This window comes from Bradyrhizobium sp. (genome assembly GCF_035309285.1).
Taxonomy (GTDB): domain Bacteria; phylum Pseudomonadota; class Alphaproteobacteria; order Rhizobiales; family Xanthobacteraceae; genus Bradyrhizobium.
Map to the genome: position 1 here is coordinate 18,114 of NZ_DATGFH010000110.1, position 18,778 is coordinate 36,891.

An 18,778-nucleotide genomic window follows, 5' to 3' on the forward strand; every position below is an offset into this window, starting at 1 on the left:
TTTCTGTCTATTCACTATGAAGGCCTCGGCAATGCCGGGGCCTTTTGCTTTCGCGATAAGTGCCGGAATACGCGGGGGATATCCCCTTCGCCCCGCCATCGCGCACAAGCTGCGCGCTACCTCTTGAAGCCGAAAATCCGCGTCGGGCCCGGCCCGCCGCCGCTTCCGGCCACCTGACGTGTCACAATTCCCCGGCTATTTATGACAGAAACAATACGCTAACGTGTCAGTTCGATTAAATTTCGGAGTGGCTGATGCCGTTGCTGTGGCGCACGAAATCCAATCCTTTGGCCCTGTGGTGGGCGCTGCTGACGCTGGCCAGCATCGCCAATATCGCGGTGTGGTTCTTCCTGTACCGCGAGCTGCATAGCCAGGCCTTGGGTGGCTCGTCCGGCATCGAGCTGATGCTGCTGCTTTGCGCTGCCTATGTGTTCGGCTGCGCGTTCCGTTCCGTGCTGCCGCGCGCCGATGTGCAGCGCATCTGTCTGTTCGACCACTGGCTGTCGAGCGTTTTCGTCGGCCGCTCTGTCGCCACCGTGGCGGAGGTCTGCTTTGTCGCGCAGTGGGCGATCATCCTGGGCCAGCTCGGCCGGCTGACCGGCGCCGACACCACGCTCAATATCGCTTGGGTGATCGTGCCCCTGATCGTCATCGCCGAATGCTGCTCCTGGTATGCGGTGCTGACCACCAATTATCTCTACAACGCCATCGAGAATTCGATCTGGGCGGTGGCGTTCCTCATCGTCGGGGTGGCGCTGTGCCGCCTGCTGCCTGAATTTCACGGTCTGGTGCGCTGGGTGCTGGTCGCTGCCATCGCCGGCATCGTGCTTTATCTGGCCTTCCTCGTCACCGTCGACGTGCCGATGTATCTTGCGCGCTGGAAGGACGGGCTGGCAGACGGCAGCAAGCTGCTCGGGCTCCTCGAAGGTCTGCGCGACGTGCGCACGCGATGGGTCGTGACCCACGACATCACGCATTGGAAAGGCGAGATCGCCTGGATGTCGCTCTACTTCACCGGCGCGGTGTGGGCGAGTCTTGCTCTGTGCGCCTGCTATTCGCTCGACGATTACCTGCCGCGCTACCGCACCGAGGCGGCCGCGGTGAGCTGGACGGCGCCCTCGCTGCCGCACGCCGTAAGCAGCGACATGCTCCTCGGGGCGTTCTCCCGGTAAGGCGCTAGCTGCACACCACCTCATGCCGCATCACGAACGGCGCGAGCATGGTGTGCACCTCGTTGGTGACGGCTTCGCGCTCGTCCTTCCCGACACCTGAGAGCGTGACAGTGGCGACACTGCCATGGCTGCCGTGAGCGCCGACCTTCACCTTGCAGTCGATGCCCCGCTCGAGCAGCGGACTGAGCACGCCGGAGAACACGCGCTGTGCCGCGTCCCAGCGAAGCTGCGGCTTGAACACCTTGCCGACGCCCGTGAGCGGCATCGGATCGATTGGAATGATCTGTACCGGCACTGCGGCGCGCTCGGGCGTACGCTCGCGCACGAAAGCTTCCAACTCGCCGGGCTCAACGCTCGTGCCCGGCTTGAGCTGCACATAGCCGACCGGCAGCTCGCCGGCATAGACATCGGGCTGGCCGACCAGGGCGGCAAGCCCCACGGCCGGATGCTGGAACATGATATCTTCAATGGGCGCGGGATCGATATTGTGGCCGCCGCGGATCACGAGATCCTTGGCGCGCCCGGTGATCCAGAGATAGCCGTCGGCATCGAGCCGGCCGAGGTCGCCGGAATTGACCCAGCCGTCCTCGATGAACGCGCCCACATTATGGATGTCGTTGAGATAGCCGCCGAACACGCCGGGCCCGGCCATGGCCACGACGCCGATCTCGTCTGTCGCGCAATCGCGCAGGTAGCGGCCGTTCGCATCGAGCTTGACGATGCGGACGCGGCTATAGGGCACAGGCAGGCCAGCCGAGCCGAGCCGGATCGGGCGCGCCGGATAGGCGATGGTGTGCACGCTCGAGGTCTCGGTCATGCCGTAGACTTCCAGCACCGGCAACTTGAGCTTGTCCTGGATCGCCTTGCCGACCGCGACCGGAATCGCCGATCCGCCGGCGGCGGCGAATTTCAGGCTCGAGATATCCGCCTTCCCCGGCGGAATGCCCATCGCCGCCGCCAGCACCGTCGGCACGCTGGAAAACGCCTCGCATTTGAAGCGATCGATCAGCCCCCAGATGTTCTTGACGGACGCGGCGTTGCGCCATCCCGCCGGAGACAGCACGACGAGGCAGCCGCCGGCACAAAGCGTGGCCAGCGTCTGGGTCAGCGAGCCGCCGACATGGAACAGCGGCATGCCGAACAGGAGATGGCCGCCCGGATTCGTTTTCAGCATCAGATTGACGGCCCAGGCCTGGTAGACCTGATTGGCATGGGTGTGGCGCACAAGCTTTGGCGTGCCCGTAGTTCCACCGGTGTGGAAGTAGGCCGCGACGTCGCTGCCCCTGATCTCGCGACCGCTGACCAGCCGGTCCGAAGGCTGCTGCTTGATGAGTTCGCCGAATGAATGGACGCCAGCGGCCGCATCGCCCGGCCCGACCCGTACGATCGCCTTCAGATGTTTCAGCTTGCCCCGCACCTGCTCGACCTTCTGCCAGATGTCCGTGCCCGGCATGGGGCCTAGCGTCACCAGCACTTTGGTGTGCGCGGCTTCCAGGATTTCGGCGATCTGGTGCGGCTCGAGCAGCGGGTTGACGGGATTGGCGATGCCGGCGGCCTCGGCGCCGAACAGCGTCGCGAACGCCTCCGGGAGGAGTGGCAGCAGGAAGCTCACGACGTCGTCTTTTCCGACGCCCAGCGCGTGAAACATGTTGGCGGCCTGCGTCACGCGGCCAATGAAATCGCGGTGGGAGATGACGAGCGGCTGGTCGGCCGGATCCGCGTTGGCGAGAAACTTGATCGCGGGCGCATCCTCGTTGTGCGCCGCGCCAAGCTTGATCGCCTCGTAGGTGCTTTGGGCGGCGATGCGGTCCGCATAGGGCGTCTTCTCGAATGCGCGAACCTCCGCGTCATCTTTGAGGTCAGGATATTCGGTGCCGATGACGCGATCGAGCAGATGGATGCCCGCCATAATCCCGCTTCCTCCATGATGGCCGGCCTTCTGCGACGCCGGCGCCAGTGTGATTATTGACAAATAGAATTATCGATTATTGGGCGCGCGTCCATGCCCGGATGGCCTCTATCGCGGCGACCGATCTGCCATCTGGCAGGCGGTTCGATTTTGCGCTTGCGAAGTGGCGTGCGTGTTCCCGCGGCTTCCGCCTCGCCATCGGCGGGTGCGCAAATTGGAAGATGCATAGCGCCTTTTGTTACCGCTCCGTGCCGCCGATCCGTCTTGATCGGGGTAGCAAGGTCGTGTCAGCATTTCGATGGATGGATTCGTCAGGAAAGTCTTAAGCGTCCGTGTGATCCAATGCGGCTTGCCCTGCCCCCGCGCCAGATTGAGGGATCGTTGATGCAGGTGCTTTTGGTCCTCCTTCCGCTCGCGATCCTGGGAGCCTGCTCCCGGGAAGGGGATGTTACGGGGACGACCAATCAGTGCGCGGCGGCCTACGATCAAAGGAACTTCGATCAATGCGTCGCCGCCTGCATCAAGTGCGAGCATGGCGTCACCACCACCTGCTCCACCGCTTGCCGGCTGAGAGGCGCGAAGTGAGTGTGGGACAAAAATCGTTGGGCTAACCCACCCCTACGCAACGGCGCTACATCCTTCGCCGTCCCGCCGCGGAAGCCTCGACCACATTGTCGACTTCCTCGCGCCAGCGCAGGATCTCCATCGCCAGCACCGGATGATTAAAACCCTTCAGCACGAGATCGTCGAGCGGGCGGGCTTCGACCCACTGTTCGACCATGCCGAAGACGCGCCTTGACACCACGATCTGGTTGGCCTCGGCCTCGTCGCACAGGCGCGAGGCGAGGTTGGTGACGCTGCCGATCGCGGCATATTCCAGACGCTGCTCGAAGCCGATCTGGCCGAGCGTAGCATAGCCCAGCGCAATGCCCATGCCGAAGCCGAGGCTGTGCCCACGGTTGCGCCATTTCTCGGTCAGCGCGCCGATGGTGTCGCGCATCTCGCAGGCCATCTTCACAGCGCGCTTGGTGTGGTCCTCGAACTGGATCGGCGCGTTGAACAGGATCATCACGCCGTCGCCGGCATAGCGGTCGAGCGTGCCCTCGTAACGGAAGATCAGTTCACCGAGGGCCGCGTGATATTCGCGCAGCACGTTCATGGCCTCTTCCGGCTCGGTCGCCTCCGTGAAGGAGGTGAAGCCGCGCAGGTCGCAGAACACCACCGTCACCTCGCGGCGGTGGCTGTCGAGCAAGGAATCGTGGCCGTCGGAGGAGGCGATGAGCTGCGCCACCTGCGGCGCGAGGAAGCGCTCGAGCCTGCGAATGCGCTCGATCTCGCCAAGCTGCTTCTCGACCCGCTCCTCCAGCGAGCGGTTCCAGTTCTTGAGCTGCTCGGTCTGTTCCTTGAGCTTGTCGGCTTGCTCGCGGACCACGGAATTGGCGGAGGCGAGCTCGCGGCCTTGCCGGTCGACCGCGGTGAACAGCCGTGCATTGCGCATCGCCAGCACCGACTGGTGCGCGAAGGTGCGCATCAGGCCGATCATGTTCGGCGGGAATTCGCCGGCCTCTCTCCGCAGTACCACCAGCGCGCCGAGCACGCCCTGCTGGTCGACCAGCGGCACCACCAGCACGGCATGGAAGCCGGCCTCGATCACGATGTTGCGCAGCACGTGGTCGGAGATCGAGGTGAGATCGGCGATCGCGATCGGCTCGCCCTTGCTCGCTGCCAGCCCCAGAAGGGTGTTGTCCTCGTCGATGACGTGGTGCTGACCCTCGACCGATTTGTCGATGCCGCCGGCTTCGGTCAGGTTGTATTGCCGCTTGGCAGCGTCATAGCTGTAGATCAGCACCGCATCGGCATGGGTGATCTCGATCGCGCGGGAAGCCACCGTCGGCAACACCGCGTTGAGATCGAGCGAAGAGGAGACCGCGCGGCCGACCTCTTCGAGCACTTTCAATTCGCCGATCGATCGCGCGAGGTCGCGCGTGCGTTCGTCCACCTTGGCTTCCAGGTCCGAATAAGTCTGGCCAAGCTGGCTTGCCATGCTGTTGAACTGACTGGCGAGCTCTTCCAGCTCGTCCTTGGTGTTGACCTCGATGCGCTGGCTGAAATCGCCCGCGCCAAGACGGCGCGCGCCGCTGCGCAGCGCATTGATCGGAATCAGCATGCGCCGCGCCAATACGGTGCCCGCGAGGATGGCGATGATGAGCCCGAGCCCGATCAGGAGCGCGCCTCGCACGAGCTGGTCGCGGATCGGCGCCAGCGCCTGCGCGGTCGGCTGTTCGAAGAACACGACCCAGCCGAGCTTCGGCACGGCTGACGACGTCGTCAGCACATGATAGCCGTTGACGTCGGTGCCGGAGGTGAGCGGCTGGCCATCCGGCGCGATCAGGGCGGCGACCTGCGGCAGCTTGGAGAGATCGGCGCCGACATCGGGGCCGCGCGAGGATGAGGCCAGCACCCGGCCGTGCGTGTCGACCACGTAGGCAAACGTCGTCTTGCCGACCTGGGTGTCCCCCAGGAAGTCCGCAAGGAAGTTCAAGTCGATCTCGGCGACCGTGACGCCGGCGTTGAAGCCGGAATGTGCTTCCGAAATCGACATGAAGGGCTTGTTGTCCGAGAAGAACGCCGGCGAGAAGCTCACCCCGCGCGCCACCGCCTCGGTGAAGCGCGGGTCATGCGAATAGTCGGCGTTGCTGTTGATCGCGAAGTGGTTGCGCGAAAGCCGCAAGAGCTCGCGGCCCTGGCCGTTGAGCTGGGAGAGTTGATTGACTGCGGAGATCTGGTTCAGGAGCTGTGCATAGTCGGCGCGGCGGTCCTCCAGCTTCACCACGCTGGCCCGGGTGACCCAGCTGATCTGCCGCTCCAGCTCGAAGATCGACTGGTCGATGCGTTTGCTGGTTGCATCGGCCTTCTCCGACATCGCATCGATCAGGGTGGTCTTGGTCGCGCGGTAGCTGATCCAGGTCTCGGTCGCACCGTTCACGGCCAGCACGAACACGACGAGGCCGACCATCGACATCACGTATTTCGCGAACAGGCCCTCGCGGAGAAACCAGATCTTGTCCTTGACCGCGATCATCCAGACCCTCGTGGGCGACTCTCGATCTAACGCCCGATCGGCGTATCCGCCGCCGGGTCGGCGGCGTCACTGCAAAATGTCAGGGCCGCGCGATGCGATCCGGCCTCTTGCCGGAAGCGGGCAAGCCCAGGAAAAAACCAAGGTCCCCAAGGGAAAACCGAAGGAAAATCCGTGGGAGTTACCATGGTGAGCGTCCCGGCCAGCAATGTTTCTAGCACAATTTGAGGGGGTTGGCCGGCTGGCTCCAGGCTTGGTTACCACCCATCTGAACGGTTTCGGTGTGACGCGGCCTGCGACCGATCGCCTCCGCCCCGGGACGGAGTAGGCGGTTACCCCGTTCTGGTTCGGTTCCCGGCGCCGGTCGGTTCGGCCCGACCAACGAGGGGTGGGGTGGGACAAATCACCTGTTGAAGAGCTGCCGCAGCACGTCGTTCATCGGCTGGCTGTCCTGCGTGCTATCGGCCGCCGGGGGCGGGGGCTGCGTTTGGGATTGCTCTTGCGCTTGCGGCGCAGCCTGCGGCGTGTCGGGCGAGGGGATGCTCCGGTTCTGGCCCTTCACTCCATTTCCGAACAGGTTACCCAGCGCCTGGCCGATGTTTCCCCCCAAGGCCCCACCAAGGGGATCGTTGGAGGTGCTGCCCGGGGTGCCATTGTTGGCGTTATTGCCTGGCGGGTTGCCGGTGAGCGCGCTGAGGCCGCCGAGGATGCCGCCGAGCCCGCCGCCATTCGAGGAGAACAGGCCCTTGCCCATCTCGCGAAGCTTGGCATAGGCGGCGTCAGGATTGTCGAGCACGCCCTGCATGTCCGGATAGATCCGAGGCTGCGACCACGGCCCTTCGAGCATCACGGGAATGCCAAAGCCGACCGGATCGGCCGTACTGCCCTGGCCTTCGGTGGTCATCACCAGCTTGGGCTCGACGCGGAAACCGATCATCTGGGTGCCGAGGTCGATGGTTCCGACGCCCGTGACGCGCACCAGCGGACCGACCAGACTCAAATCGGTGGTCACCGCTTGGCCGCGGTCGATCTTGAACGAGGCCGACAATTGCGTCATGTCGGTCGCCTGCTGCTGCTGCTCCTGCCAGCCGTTCAGCGTGCTCGCCGTCAACGAGCGGATCATTTGGGCGACGTTGACGCCCCGGATCTGGCCGTCCTGGAAGTCGAGGAAGGCCGTGCCCGACATATTGGCCATGATGGCGTGCTGGCTTGCGCCGGCGGATCGTGCAGCGATTTTCGCCTGCATCTTGCCGTCGATCTTGTCGAAGCCGGCAAGGCTCGTCAGCAAAGGCAGCGCGCGCACGCCAACGAGATCAGTGTGCATGGCATAGGTCGGGGCGCCGGACGAGGCATCCACGATCACCTCGCCGCTCGCCTGCCCGCCATAGGCGCCGAGATTGGAGAAGGAGGCCTTGAGCACGCCGCCGGCGAGCGTCGCGTCGACCCCGGCGGGCGCGAACTGCGTGCCTCCGATATCGAGCTCGGATGCGGACAAGCGAACCTGCGCATCGACATAATTGAGCCCGGTCAGGTTGAGCGGCGCGTCGCTCCAGCCCTGCGAGGCGGACGAGGTCGAACCCGTCTTGGTGCCCGCGAACTCGAGCCGCTGGAAATCGAGATCGACCTTTACCAGCGGCTTGCTGCCGGCCTCGACCGAAGCCCAGCCGTTGAAGGTGCCGCCGCCGAGCGTACCCGTAACGCTGTTGATCTTCACCGCTGGGCCGCTAAAGCGGACTTCCGCTTTCGCCGAAAGTGGCGCGCTCAGGAGGTCGGGCGCTTCGACGTTGAATTCGACCGGAACAGGCTCGTGCTCGGCCGGCGGCAGGGTCGCGTTGGCGTCGAACTTGAGCGGCGAGTCATTGGTTCGCGCGGTGCCCGCGAGCTTGACCTTGCGGTCGCCTTCAATGGTCGCATAGACGTTGATGCCCTCGATGCGATGTTCAAACCGGTCGCGGGTGTTGGACGCAATGATCGCACCGTCGATGATTTTCACGCGATCGACGGTGACGGCCTCGGACTCAGTCGTGGATTTCGTCGCGCGCGGTGGGGCATCAAGCGTGCGCTCGCGCAAGAGCGGCCGATACACCACGGGCTTGGTAATCACGAGCTCCGAAACGTGCGGATGGCCCGACCACACGCTCGAAAGCGTCATGTCGGCCTGCACCTTGGCGACCGTCACGCGGCTCGCGCCGTCGCGGTCCTTCGGGTCCTGCAGTGTCAGATCGCCCAGGCTGATATTCAAGGTCGGCCACAGGCTGATCTTGGTCGAGCCCGCGATGGTGAGCCGATAGCCGGTCTGGCGCTCGACATGGTCCTGGATCGCCGACGTCAGGAAGCCGGAGGGGATTCCGATGACGAGCAACAAGGCAACGACTAGGACGACGGCGGCAATTGTGGCGCCTGTGATTTTGACTGCTTTCATGTCGACGTTTCCCGGGCAACGGCACCATGGAAGCCTGGCGTCCCCTCCGCCGGGCCGATTGCTTAAGCTTATCGCGGAAATGGGCGATGGCTCAAAAGGGGTCCATAAATAATCAGAAGGGCTGCAAAGTTATGTGACCTATGGCACACTTCTGGGTGGTGGATCCCTGAATTCGACTCGAAGGCATTGACATGAGCAAACAGGCCGAATTTGCGGTCATTCTGAAGATGAACCCATTGTTCGCGGATTTGGGTTCCGACGAGTTGCACCGGCTATCCAACCTCTGTCACACCCAGCATCTGGCCACGGGCGAGGTCCTGTTCCAGAAGGGCGACCTGGGCGATGCGCTGTTTGGGGTCCGCCGCGGCCAGATCCGGATCGAGACCGGCGCGCCCGACGGCAGCCGGCTGACGCTGAATTTCATGGGGCCCGGCGACCTCTTTGGCGAGGTCGCCGTGCTTGACGCGCAGCCTCGCACCGCGGATGCGACCGCGGGCGAGGCGAGCGAATTGTTCGTGCTGCGGCGGGAAGACTTCATGAGCTTCCTGGAGCGCGAGCCCAAGGTTGCGATCAAGATCATCGAGCTCCTGTGCCAGCGCATCCGCTGGCAGAGCGAGCGGATGGAAGAATCGATGCTGCAGCCGCTGCCGGTCCGGCTTGCCCGCCGGCTCGTCGCGCTGGCCGCCGATTTCGGTTCCGAGGTGCACATCTCGCAGGAGCAGCTCGGCATCTTCGTCGGCGCGGCGCGCGAGAGCGTCAACCGGCAGCTTCAATCCTGGCGCAAGGACGGCATTCTCGACCTGCAGCGCGGCCGCATCCTGTTGCAGAACATGACGCGGCTGACCGCGATCGCGCGCAACGAATAAGCGGTTTGACCCAACCCGGTCCGAAGATGCCGAATCGTTCCCACCGCAACGCCGGGCATATCGGGATGAACCGCCTGCGCAAGAACGGGCAGTTGCATTCCTCCGCGCGCGTGGCGGCGGTGGACGGCGCAGCGGCGACGTCGCACATCGTCGCGATCGCCGATTGCCTCGCGACGCTCAAGAGGATTCCGGATCAGTCCATCCAGCTCGTGATTTCCGATCCGCCCTACAACATCAATGTCGCCGATTGGGACGATCTTGCTCACTATGTCGACTGGGCCGGCCGATGGCTTGCCGAGGTCGAGCGGGTGCTTTCTCCGTCCGGGAGCTTCGTGTTGTTCGGCGGCCTGCAATATCAGGGTGAGGCCGGCAGCGGCGACCTCTTGAGCCTGATGAGCTGGATGCGCCAGCACAGCCGGATGCTGCTCGCCAATCTCATCATCTGGAATTACCCGAACGGCATGGGCGCGCAGCGCTTCTTTGCCAACCGGCACGAGGAGATCGCCTGGTTTGCCAAGACGCCGAAATACTATTTCGACCTCGACGCGGTCAGGCAGCCGCTCGATCCGAAGATCCTCGAGCTCTACAAGCGCGACAAGCGGCTCAACGCGGAGAGCCTCAAGAAGGGCATCAACCCGACCAATGTCTGGAAGATCCCGCGGCTCAACGGCAATTCGAAGGAGCGCGTCGGTCATCCGACGCAGAAGCCGAAAGAATTGATCGAGCGGCTGATCCGCTCGCTGTCGTTTCCGGGCTCGACGGTGCTCGACTTTTTTGCCGGCAGCGGCGTCACCGCCCGTGTCGCGATCGAGACGGGCCGGCATTCGATCTCATCCGACCTCGACGAGACGCTGCCCACTTATTTCAGGCGACAGGTCGCGCAGATCGGCCGGGATGGTGCGGTGCCCACGGACTACGCGCTGATCGAGGACGGCGACTGGTCTCGGCACCCGGCGTTTCGGCAAGCCGCCGAAAGAAACAGGCGCTTAAAGGCTAGCAAATAGTCGCTATGCCGGTTGGCTGGTCTTGCCTCGATGCTCCGACCAGACCTATCGTTGCGGACGCCGGGTTCATCATCGGGGGATGGCAATGACGACGGTGTCTGCGGAAACGCGCAGTGCGGTGGGATCGACGCGCTGGTTTCAGCTTGTGCTCGGCTTGATCGCGATGATGTCGATCTCGAGCCCGCAATATGTCTGGACGCTGTTCACCGGGCCGCTCAATCAAAAGCTCGGCACCACGTTGGCCGAGCTGCAGTTCACCTTCTCGCTGCTAATCATCCTGCAGACCTTCTTCTCGCCGTTCCAGGCGTTCCTGGTCGACCGCTTCGGGCCAAAACTCCTGATCTCGCTCGGCGCTATCATGTCGGGCGGCAGCTGGGTGCTGGCGGCGCAGGCCCAAAGCCTCACCGCGCTCTACCTCACTTACGGTGTGATCGGCGGCTTCGGCACCGGCATCATCTATGTTGGCATCATCGGCTTGATGGTGCGCTGGTTCCCGGATCGGCGCGGCCTCGCTACCGGGCTTGCGGCTGCGGGCTACGGCTTCGGCGCCTTCTTCACGAGCTTCCCGATCGACAACATGATCAAGAGCTCGGGCTATCAGCACGCGCTGGTGGTTTGGGGCATCATCCAAGGCATCATCGGCGTCGCCGCCGCGCTCGGCCTACGCACGCCGCCGGAGGACTATCGTCCGAAGGGCTACGACCCCGCTACGGTGCGGACCGAGATGCAGGCGAAACGCAGCTTCACGCCGGTCGAGATGCTACAGAACCCGATCTTCTATCTGCTCTTCATCATGATGACGATGATGTCGACCAGCGGTCTGATGGTGGTGTCGAACGTCGGCCCCTTCGCCAAGGAATTCAAGGTCGCCGACGTGCTGGTGCTCGGCATGGCGGCGCTGCCGCTGTCGCTCACGCTCTCGCGCGTCACCAACGGTCTTACCCGCCCGTTCTTCGGCTGGGTGTCCGACCGTATCGGCCGCGAGAGCACGATGGCGCTCGCGTTTGCGCTCGAGGCGGTCGCGATCCTCATCCTGTTCGCGTTCCTCGACCATCCGGCGATGTTCGTGGTGCTCACCGGCCTCGTGTTCTTCGGCTGGGGCGAGATCTTCTCGCTGTTCCCGGCGACGCTGACCGACACGTTCGGGCCGCGCTACGCCGCCACCAACTACGGCTTCCTCTACATCGCCCAAGGCGTCGGCTCGATCTTCGGCGGCCCGGCCGCGGCCTATCTCAAGCAGATGACCGGAAGCTGGACCGCGGTGTTCATCGTCGTCGCCTGCCTCGACGCGCTGACCGCCGTCCTCGCCTTCACGGCGCTCAAACAGATGCGCCGCCGGCACTTCGAGACGACGAACTGAGTTCTGAAACGGCGGGCGCCTATTCCGCGGCCGGTGCGATCGGCGGCGGCTTTTGTCGCGACTGGGCCGGCGGCTCGTGGGCGGTCGGCTTCGCATGGTCGCCATGGCCGGAATCGCCCGAGGAGACGATGAGCCTCTTGCCGAAGCGCCAGATCAGCGAGCCGAGATCGTCCATCACCATGAACATCGCCGGCACGAACACCAGCGACAGGACGGTCGAGAACAGCAGGCCGCCGATGACGGCGAGCGCCATCGGCGAGCGGAACTCGCCGCCGGCGCCGAAGGCGAGCGCGCTCGGCATCATGCCGGCTATCATGGCGATGGTGGTCATCACGATCGGGCGGGCGCGTTTCATGCCGGCGTCGATCATGGCTTCGTCGCGTTTCTTGCCGGCGTGGATAGCTTCGATCGCGAACTCCACCAGCATGATGGCGTTCTTGGTGACGATGCCCATCAGCATCAGGATGCCGATCCACACCGGAATGGTGAGCTGCTTGCCGGTCAAGAGCAGCGCCCCGACCGCGCCGCCGATCGACAGCGGCAGCGAGAACAGGATGGTGAGCGGCTGCAGGAAGGTGCCGAACAACAGCACCAGCACGGCGTAGACCATCAAGAGGCCCGTCCCCATCGTGGTGGCGAAGCCGTCGGTCAGCTCCTTCTGGCTTTCGGCGTCACCGCCTTCGCTGACGGTCACCCCCTTGGGCAGGCTCTTCATGACAGGCAGCGCGTATATTTCCCTGGTCGCTTCGCTCCGCGCCGAGAAACCCGCGAGGTCGGCTGCGACGGTCGCCTGACGCTGGCGGTCATAGCGGTCGATGCTGGTGGGTCCCTGGTCAAGCTTGACGTCGGCGACCACCGACAGCGGCACGCCGCCCTTCTCGCCGTGCTCGCCGAGCGGCACGCGCAACTGTTCGAGGGTGCGGATATTGCCGCGCGCGGAATCCTCGAGCTGGACGCGGATCGGCACCTGGCGGTCGCCGGCGTCGAATTTGGCCAGCGCCGGCCCGACGTCGCCGATGGTGGCGACGCGGATCGTCTGCGACAGCGTCTCCGTTGTCACGCCAAGCCGTGCGGCGAGGTCGGCGCGCGGCTCGATGCGCAGCTCGGGCCGGTCGAGCGCGGTCTCGGAAACGACGTTGGAAATGAGCGATATCCGCTTCATCTGCGTCGCCAGCTCGCTGGCAACGTTGTTGACGATGTTGCTGTCGTTGCCTGCGACGATCAGCGAGATCGCGCGATTGCCCTGATCGTCGAGGAACCAGAACCGGATGTCGGGTATGTTGTCGAGGTCCTGACTGATCGAGTTCTCGAGCTCGCGCTGGGTCACGCTGCGCTGGGTCTTCGGCGTGTAGTTGATGATGATGGTGGCGCGGCGCACTTCCTCCGAGCCTTTCGGATCGCGGCCGCCATCGACGAAGACGCTCTTCACCTCGGGCCGGCGGCGGAGCAGCGCGACGATGTTCTCGGTCACCTTCTCGGTGTAGGCGAGCTGCGTGCCCGGCGGCAGCTCGAGGCCGAGCCAGGAGCGCGCGGAGTCCTGCGCCGGCAGGAAGCTCTGCGGCAGCAGCGTGATGCTCCAGATCGATGCGGCGAAGATGCCGACCCCGATCAGCACGGTGAGGTAATAGTGCTTCACCGACCAGGTGACGAGGCGATGATAGCCGTTGAGCACGCGTCCCGGCGGCGGGTCATCGTGATCGTGGTGCTTCATGAAATAGGCCGCCAGCATCGGCGTCACGAAGCGCGCAGCCAGGAGCGAGAAGAACACCTGCACCGACACGGTGATGCCGAACTGCTTGAAGAACTGCCCGGCGATGCCCGGCATGAAGCTCGCCGGCGCGAAGATCGCGATGATGGTGAGCGAGATCGCGATCACGGCAAGTCCGATCTCGTCGGCCGCATCGAGCGCGGCCTGATAGGGCGTCTTGCCCATCCGCATGTGGCGGACGATGTTCTCGATCTCCACGATGGCGTCGTCGACCAGGATACCCGTCGACAAGGTGATGGCGAGGAAGGAGATCAGGTTCAGGGAGAAGCCGAGCAGGTCCATCGCCCAGAACGCCGGGAAGATCGACAGCGGCAGTGATACCGCGGCAATGATGGTGGCGCGAATGTCGCTCAGGAACAAAAGCACGATGACGACGGCGAGGATGGCGCCCTCGAACAGGGTCTGGATCGCGGCGTCGTAGTTGCCCTGGGTGAATTTCACCGACGTGTCGATCAGCTTGAGGTCGACGTCGGGGTATTGCGTCTTCAACTCATCGATGCGCTTCTGCACGAGGCCGGCGACCACGACGTCGGAGGCGCCGTTGGAACGCTTGATGCCGAGCGCGACCACCGGTTCGCCGTTGTAGCGGGCGAAGGTGCGGCGGTCAGCGATGGTGTCGGTGACGGTGCCGAGATCGTCGAGCCGCACCTCGCCTCCGCCGAACAGCGGGATCATGGTGCCGGCGAGATCGTTCAGCGACTGCGCGCCAGCAAGCGTGCGGATCGCCTGGTCGTTCTTGCCGATCTCGGCGCGGCCGCCGGCGAGATCTTCGTTGGTCCCGCGCAGGTGCTGGCTCACATTGACCGCCGTCAGGCCCACCGCCGCCAGCCGGTCGGGATCGAGCGAGATCAGGATCTCGCGCTCGACACCGCCGATGCGCGCGACTTCGGCGACGCCGCGCACGCCCTGTAGCGCGCGCTTGACCACGTCGTCGACGAAATAGGAGAGCTGTTCCGGTGTCTTGCCTGGCGAGATCGCCGCATAGGTCATGATCGGCAGGCCGATCACGTCGACGCGCTGGACCAACGGCTCGTTGACGTTCTGCGGCAGGTTGGCGCGCACGCGGGTGACGGCGTCCTTGACGTCGTTGAGCGCGCGGTCGGTGTTGGTCTCCAGCGCAAACTGGATTGTCGTCACCGACATGCCGTCGGTGATCTGGGAGGTGATGTGCCGGACGCCCTCGACGCCGGACACGGCGTCCTCGATGGTCTTGGTGACCTGGGACTCAAGCTCGGCGGGCGCGGCGCCGAATTGCGCGACCGCGACCGAGATCACCGGGATGTCCGCCGAGGGGAGGTGCGTGATCGCGAGCTTGGTAAAGCTGAGCCAGCCCAGCACCAGCAGGATGATCGAAAAGACGACGGAAGGAAGCGGGTTTCGGATCGACCATGCCGAGATATTGATTGCCATCAGCGTACCCGTCGATCGAGTTCGTCGGCGAACATGGTCTTGACCTGGTCGCCGTCATGCAGCGAGGAGCCGGCATCCGCCACTACGGTTTCGCCGACATCGAGGCCCTCGAGAATCTGCGTGTTGGTGTCGGAAGTCAGCCCTACCTGCACCCTGCGCGTCTCCACCGTATTTCCTTTGATCACCTGAACGGTCAAATGGTCAATGGCGGTGTTGGGAATGGCGACGCCTGCACAACTCCGGCTGGCGTCGATATTGGCGCGCGCGAACATGCCGACCTTCAGCGAAGGATTGTTGGTCAGTGTGATCCGGACATGGCCGAGCTGGGTGGAGCGGTCGATCTGGGGCGACACGAGGCGGACGCGACCGATCAGATCCGGCGCATTGTCGCGGCTGATCCGCACGGTCGCGCCCGGTTTGAGCTTGGGCAGGTTCACGCTCGGCACCTGGGCATCGAGCTCGAGCTCGTTGTTGACGGCGATGCGGATCATCGGCCCCGCCTGCGGCGAGGCTGGGGCGCCGACGGCGGTCCTGACCTCGGTGACAAGGCCCTGTGCCGGCGCGCGGAGCGAGACCGGTCCGCTGCTGTTGCGCTGCCCGGGCTGCTGCGGCGGCGCTGTGAGCCGCACCAGCTCCTGGTTGTCCGACACCATGTCGCCTTCGCGGACGTAGAGATCGGTGACCTTCGAGCCTTCCTGCTCGGGGCCGACCACGGCCTCCCGGCGCGGCACGATAAAGCCCGTCACCCGCACCTGGTCGGAGAAGCAGGCCTTGGTGGATTTCGTCACCACCACGAGCGCTTCACCCGCGGTGTTCTTTTCCGCGGGCTCGGGGCGGTGCTCCCACCAATAGTCCCCGCCCGCGAGCAAGAGGAAGGCCGCCAGTGCAATGCCGGGCTTGATAAATTGGGAGTAATTCATCGCCGGATCAGTCCAACGCTGGTGGTGGGGGCGCCGCGGCAACGAGCTTGCCGCGGTCCGGCAGGAGAGCAGAGCCTCAAGACGACCGCGCGTCCCGCAAGCCTTGCGGGACGCATCTTCGCTTGCAAAACGCTACGCGGCGCCACTTCCGTTGCCAGGCCAGGTGCGTCGGTCGTTACTTCGACGCCGTGGTCTTGTTCTCCATGTTCACCACCTGCACCCGGCGGTTCACTTCCGACAGTGGATGATCCGGATCCTTGAGCTTGGTCTTGCCGTATCCGACGGTGACGAGATCGGCGGAGGCGATGTGATAGTTGTCTATCAGGTAGCGCTTGATCGAATCGGCGCGCCGATCGGACAGGTCCTGGTTGTAGGCGTCGCTGCCGGCGGCATCCGTGTGTCCCGCGAGCAGGAAGGTCGAGCCCTGCAGGCTCGCGCTGGTCAGGGCACGGCCGAGCTTCTGCACGTCAGGCAGCGATTTGGCGCTGATCTCGGCCGAGTTGTAGTCGAAGTTGATGGTGAGATCGATATTCGGCTTGTCCTTGGCGGCGTCGGCGATCTCGTCGCGCTCCGCGCTGGAAAGTGAGCGGGTGGTGCGGCCACGGACGCTGTCGAGCAACTTGACTTCCGCCGGGTTCACCGCCGGCTCGGCCCTGTCGCCGACCGACAGGCCGCGGGTCAGCGGCGCTTTCGGCTTCGGGGTGAGCGCCCGCACGATCTGATCCTCGGTGACGTTGTCGCCGGCGCGCGCCTCAGTCATTCCGAACGAAATGGCGGCGCCAATGCTTACAATCGAAAGGATCGCCACAAGGAAATTGCGTTTTGCAGACATCTTGGTCATTGCCAGTCCCTCCTGCGCTGCCCGCGCCGTTCTCAAATCTGCCAGGCGACCGCGGCAAAATGAGTCGCGATCGTAACAACTTAACTACTCTGTCTCGGGGCCCTGCCGCGGGGTTCAGCGGCGGGCGCGGTCCAACTTAAATAATTCTCAACGCACCCCGTAACTGTCGAATTCCTGGACGATGTTGGGGTCCATGGCCTTCGCATTGGCTATATCCAAATTGCCCTCGGAAATCGAGCCGTTACGCTGCTTGGCAAGCCCCCTACCATAGAGGGAGGAGGTCAGCCGCGGATTGATCTTCAGCGCAGCGTCGAAGTCGGTAATGGCGTTCTTGGTCGCCCCGCTCTTGAGGTTGACCAGCCCGCGGCTGTCGAGGGCGTCGACGAAATTCGGCCGCAGTCGCAACGCCTCATTGCAGTCCTTCAGGGCGGCCTGGAGGTTGCCGATCACGGCGCGGGCCCAGCAGCGGTTGTTGAGGGCTTCGACGTCCTTCGGATTGATCCGCAGCGTTGAGTCGAAATCCTTGATCGCGAGGCTATAGGCGCCCTTGCTCGCATAGACCTGCCCACGGCGGTAGAGCGCGCTGACGTCGTCCGGATTGGCGTCGAGCTTGGCCGTAAGGTTCTTGATGGTCGGGTCGTCGGCCAGCGCGACCTGGGTCGGCGAGGGCGTAGGAGTCGTCGGCGCCTCGACCCGCGCAGGCGGCGGGGGTGGGGGCGGTGGCGGCGGTTTGGTCTGGGCCACCGGAGGTGGCGGTGGCGGAGGTGGTGGCGGCGGCGGAGCCGATGCCATCGGTTTCGGCGTAGCTGCGACCGACGGCGGAAGTGGGGGCGGTGCGGCGGTGGCGACCGGGCGCGGAGCCAGTGCCGGCGGGCGGCTGCCCGGGACCCCCGGAATGAACGAGAAGTCCTCAGCCAGCGAAGACGAAATCCAGGGCACCTGCTCGCCGCGGGAGGCGCGGGTGACGCCGACGCGGGTCCGGTTCAACGTCTCCTCGGCCATCAGGTCGGGGACGCGGATCTCCTTGAGCAGCTCTTGCACAAACAGGCTGTGATCGCCGCCATTGTCCGAGACGACCGACGACAGTGCGGCTGAATACATCACCAGCGTGCCGTTCGGCGCGATCACGGGCGCCAATCCGGCCGAGAAAGTCCGGAAACGCCGTTCATAGGGGTTGCGCCGGGAGGCATCGACCAAGGCGATCTTGACGCCTGCGCCGCGGCTGTTGATCTCACCCAGGACCGTTTCCAGGCTGACGCCGTCGTGACGGACGTCCTGCTCGGTCCAGATCTGGGCGTCGACCGGGATCATGTAGCTCTGGCGATTGGACTGGATGCCGAAGCCGGAAAAGAAGATCAGGGCGACTGAGCCGGGCTTGATCTTGCCATACAGCTTGTCGAAGGCGCGGTGCATCGCCTCGCCGGTCAGGTTTTCCCCGATATCGACGTTGAAGCCATCGCGCTTGAGCTCGTCGGCGACGTCGCGCGCGTCATTGATGGGTTCCTTGAGCGGGGTATCGGCATCCGGGTATTTGGCGTTACCGATCACAAGCGCGTAGCGGTCGCCTGCGGCGGACGATGGAGCGGTCCAGGCGACCGAGAGCAGAGCAGTCAGAAGCAAAGCAAGGAGAATCTTCATAATCACGGCGGTCCAAGGAAAAGGGCGCCGAGCCCCCTCGCGCCTCAACGACATTACTCTACGCCTTCCGCATTATCAAACCACGGCCACGACGCGTCAACTGCTTGCAAAATCGCGGTTATCGCGACAAATCGCCCACGGCTTCCTGTCCCCATCATGAAGGAAAACCTGCGCATCGAGATTGATCTCCCGGCGCACGTCCCGACGGTCGCGCCAGGTTCCCACAATCGTCGGCGCTCTAATGTGATTGGGCTCACATTACGGAGTCTCTGCGTCATTCCGGTGACAGATCACCGCGCCACCGCGAATGGAAACGGAGGTCAAACCTGCGCTCGCGCGGTTTGACCTTTGTCGGCAGCGATGGCTTGGTGTCGCGGTCCGACGATCCG

The 18,778-nt window shown here is 64.4% G+C and carries 11 protein-coding genes; 4 read left to right on the forward strand and 7 right to left on the reverse strand.

What is annotated here, in order from left to right; all coding sequences use genetic code 11:
• Positions 1-254: 254 nt before the first annotated feature.
• The gene (locus VKR55_RS21920) at positions 255-1,172 is read left to right on the forward strand and encodes a hypothetical protein (protein ID WP_324406572.1); all 918 of its coding nucleotides are present in this window, start codon (positions 255-257) and stop codon (positions 1,170-1,172) included.
• 4 nt (positions 1,173-1,176) lie between these two features.
• On the opposite strand, the gene VKR55_RS21925 is transcribed toward VKR55_RS21920, so the two are convergent.
• From VKR55_RS21925 to VKR55_RS21935, 3 genes are all read right to left on the reverse strand, one after another.
• Positions 1,177-3,081 carry an acyl-CoA synthetase gene (locus tag VKR55_RS21925; protein ID WP_324406573.1) on the reverse strand — a complete coding sequence of 635 codons (1,905 nt, stop codon included), beginning with the start codon at positions 3,079-3,081 and terminating at the stop codon, positions 1,177-1,179.
• Positions 3,082-3,712: 631 nt separating this feature from the next.
• Complete coding sequence (locus VKR55_RS21930; RefSeq protein ID WP_324406574.1) at positions 3,713-6,163, reverse strand: adenylate/guanylate cyclase domain-containing protein; 2,451 nt, start codon at positions 6,161-6,163, stop codon at positions 3,713-3,715.
• A gap of 400 nt (positions 6,164-6,563) precedes the next feature.
• Positions 6,564-8,582, reverse strand: coding sequence for an AsmA family protein (locus VKR55_RS21935; RefSeq protein WP_324406575.1), 2,019 nt, complete (start codon positions 8,580-8,582; stop codon positions 6,564-6,566).
• A gap of 191 nt (positions 8,583-8,773) precedes the next feature.
• Between VKR55_RS21935 and VKR55_RS21940 the strand changes: the two genes are divergently transcribed.
• The 3 genes from VKR55_RS21940 to oxlT all read left to right on the forward strand — a co-directional run bounded on the left by VKR55_RS21940 (position 8,774) and on the right by oxlT (position 11,812).
• Positions 8,774-9,448: a Crp/Fnr family transcriptional regulator gene (locus VKR55_RS21940; RefSeq protein ID WP_324406576.1), complete on the forward strand. Its 675-nt coding sequence runs from the start codon at positions 8,774-8,776 to the stop codon at positions 9,446-9,448.
• A 65-nt stretch (positions 9,449-9,513) separates the two neighbouring features.
• Entirely contained in the window at positions 9,514-10,452 is a 939-nt protein-coding gene (locus VKR55_RS21945) for a DNA-methyltransferase (RefSeq protein WP_324406577.1), read from the forward strand.
• Positions 10,453-10,537: 85 nt separating this feature from the next.
• Positions 10,538-11,812, forward strand: coding sequence for an oxalate/formate MFS antiporter (gene oxlT / locus VKR55_RS21950; RefSeq protein ID WP_324406578.1), 1,275 nt, complete (start codon positions 10,538-10,540; stop codon positions 11,810-11,812).
• A gap of 19 nt (positions 11,813-11,831) precedes the next feature.
• Here oxlT and VKR55_RS21955 read toward each other — a convergent pair whose 3' ends face one another.
• The 4 genes from VKR55_RS21955 to VKR55_RS21970 form a co-directional block, all read right to left on the reverse strand.
• Positions 11,832-14,990 (reverse strand): efflux RND transporter permease subunit, encoded by a 3,159-nt coding sequence (locus VKR55_RS21955; RefSeq protein ID WP_324406580.1) that lies wholly within the window; start codon positions 14,988-14,990, stop codon positions 11,832-11,834.
• Complete coding sequence (locus tag VKR55_RS21960) at positions 14,990-15,910, reverse strand: efflux RND transporter periplasmic adaptor subunit (RefSeq protein WP_324406582.1); 921 nt, start codon at positions 15,908-15,910, stop codon at positions 14,990-14,992. Before VKR55_RS21960 ends, VKR55_RS21955 begins: the two co-directional genes overlap by 1 nt.
• 175 nt (positions 15,911-16,085) lie before the next feature.
• On the reverse strand, positions 16,086-16,742 hold the full coding sequence (locus VKR55_RS21965) for an OmpA family protein (protein ID WP_414642411.1): 657 nt from the start codon (positions 16,740-16,742) through the stop codon (positions 16,086-16,088).
• Between the two features lie 156 nt (positions 16,743-16,898).
• On the reverse strand, positions 16,899-18,389 hold the full coding sequence (locus tag VKR55_RS21970) for a caspase family protein (protein WP_324406585.1): 1,491 nt from the start codon (positions 18,387-18,389) through the stop codon (positions 16,899-16,901).
• Between the last annotated feature and the right edge of the window lie 389 nt (positions 18,390-18,778).

What these genes read in the sequence shown, in the direction of transcription:
- VKR55_RS21920 (WP_324406572.1), top strand. Translation starts at nt 255, where the DNA reads ATGCCGTTGCTGTGGCGCACGAAATCCAATCCTTTGGCCCTGTGGTGG.
- VKR55_RS21925 (WP_324406573.1), bottom strand. Translation starts at nt 3,081, where the DNA reads ATGGCGGGCATCCATCTGCTCGATCGCGTCATCGGCACCGAATATCCT.
- VKR55_RS21930 (WP_324406574.1), bottom strand. Translation starts at nt 6,163, where the DNA reads ATGATCGCGGTCAAGGACAAGATCTGGTTTCTCCGCGAGGGCCTGTTC.
- VKR55_RS21935 (WP_324406575.1), bottom strand. Translation starts at nt 8,582, where the DNA reads ATGAAAGCAGTCAAAATCACAGGCGCCACAATTGCCGCCGTCGTCCTA.
- VKR55_RS21940 (WP_324406576.1), top strand. Translation starts at nt 8,774, where the DNA reads ATGAGCAAACAGGCCGAATTTGCGGTCATTCTGAAGATGAACCCATTG.
- VKR55_RS21945 (WP_324406577.1), top strand. Translation starts at nt 9,514, where the DNA reads ATGAACCGCCTGCGCAAGAACGGGCAGTTGCATTCCTCCGCGCGCGTG.
- oxlT (WP_324406578.1), top strand. Translation starts at nt 10,538, where the DNA reads ATGACGACGGTGTCTGCGGAAACGCGCAGTGCGGTGGGATCGACGCGC.
- VKR55_RS21955 (WP_324406580.1), bottom strand. Translation starts at nt 14,990, where the DNA reads ATGGCAATCAATATCTCGGCATGGTCGATCCGAAACCCGCTTCCTTCC.
- VKR55_RS21960 (WP_324406582.1), bottom strand. Translation starts at nt 15,910, where the DNA reads ATGAATTACTCCCAATTTATCAAGCCCGGCATTGCACTGGCGGCCTTC.
- VKR55_RS21965 (WP_414642411.1), bottom strand. Translation starts at nt 16,742, where the DNA reads ATGTCTGCAAAACGCAATTTCCTTGTGGCGATCCTTTCGATTGTAAGC.
- VKR55_RS21970 (WP_324406585.1), bottom strand. Translation starts at nt 18,389, where the DNA reads ATGAAGATTCTCCTTGCTTTGCTTCTGACTGCTCTGCTCTCGGTCGCC.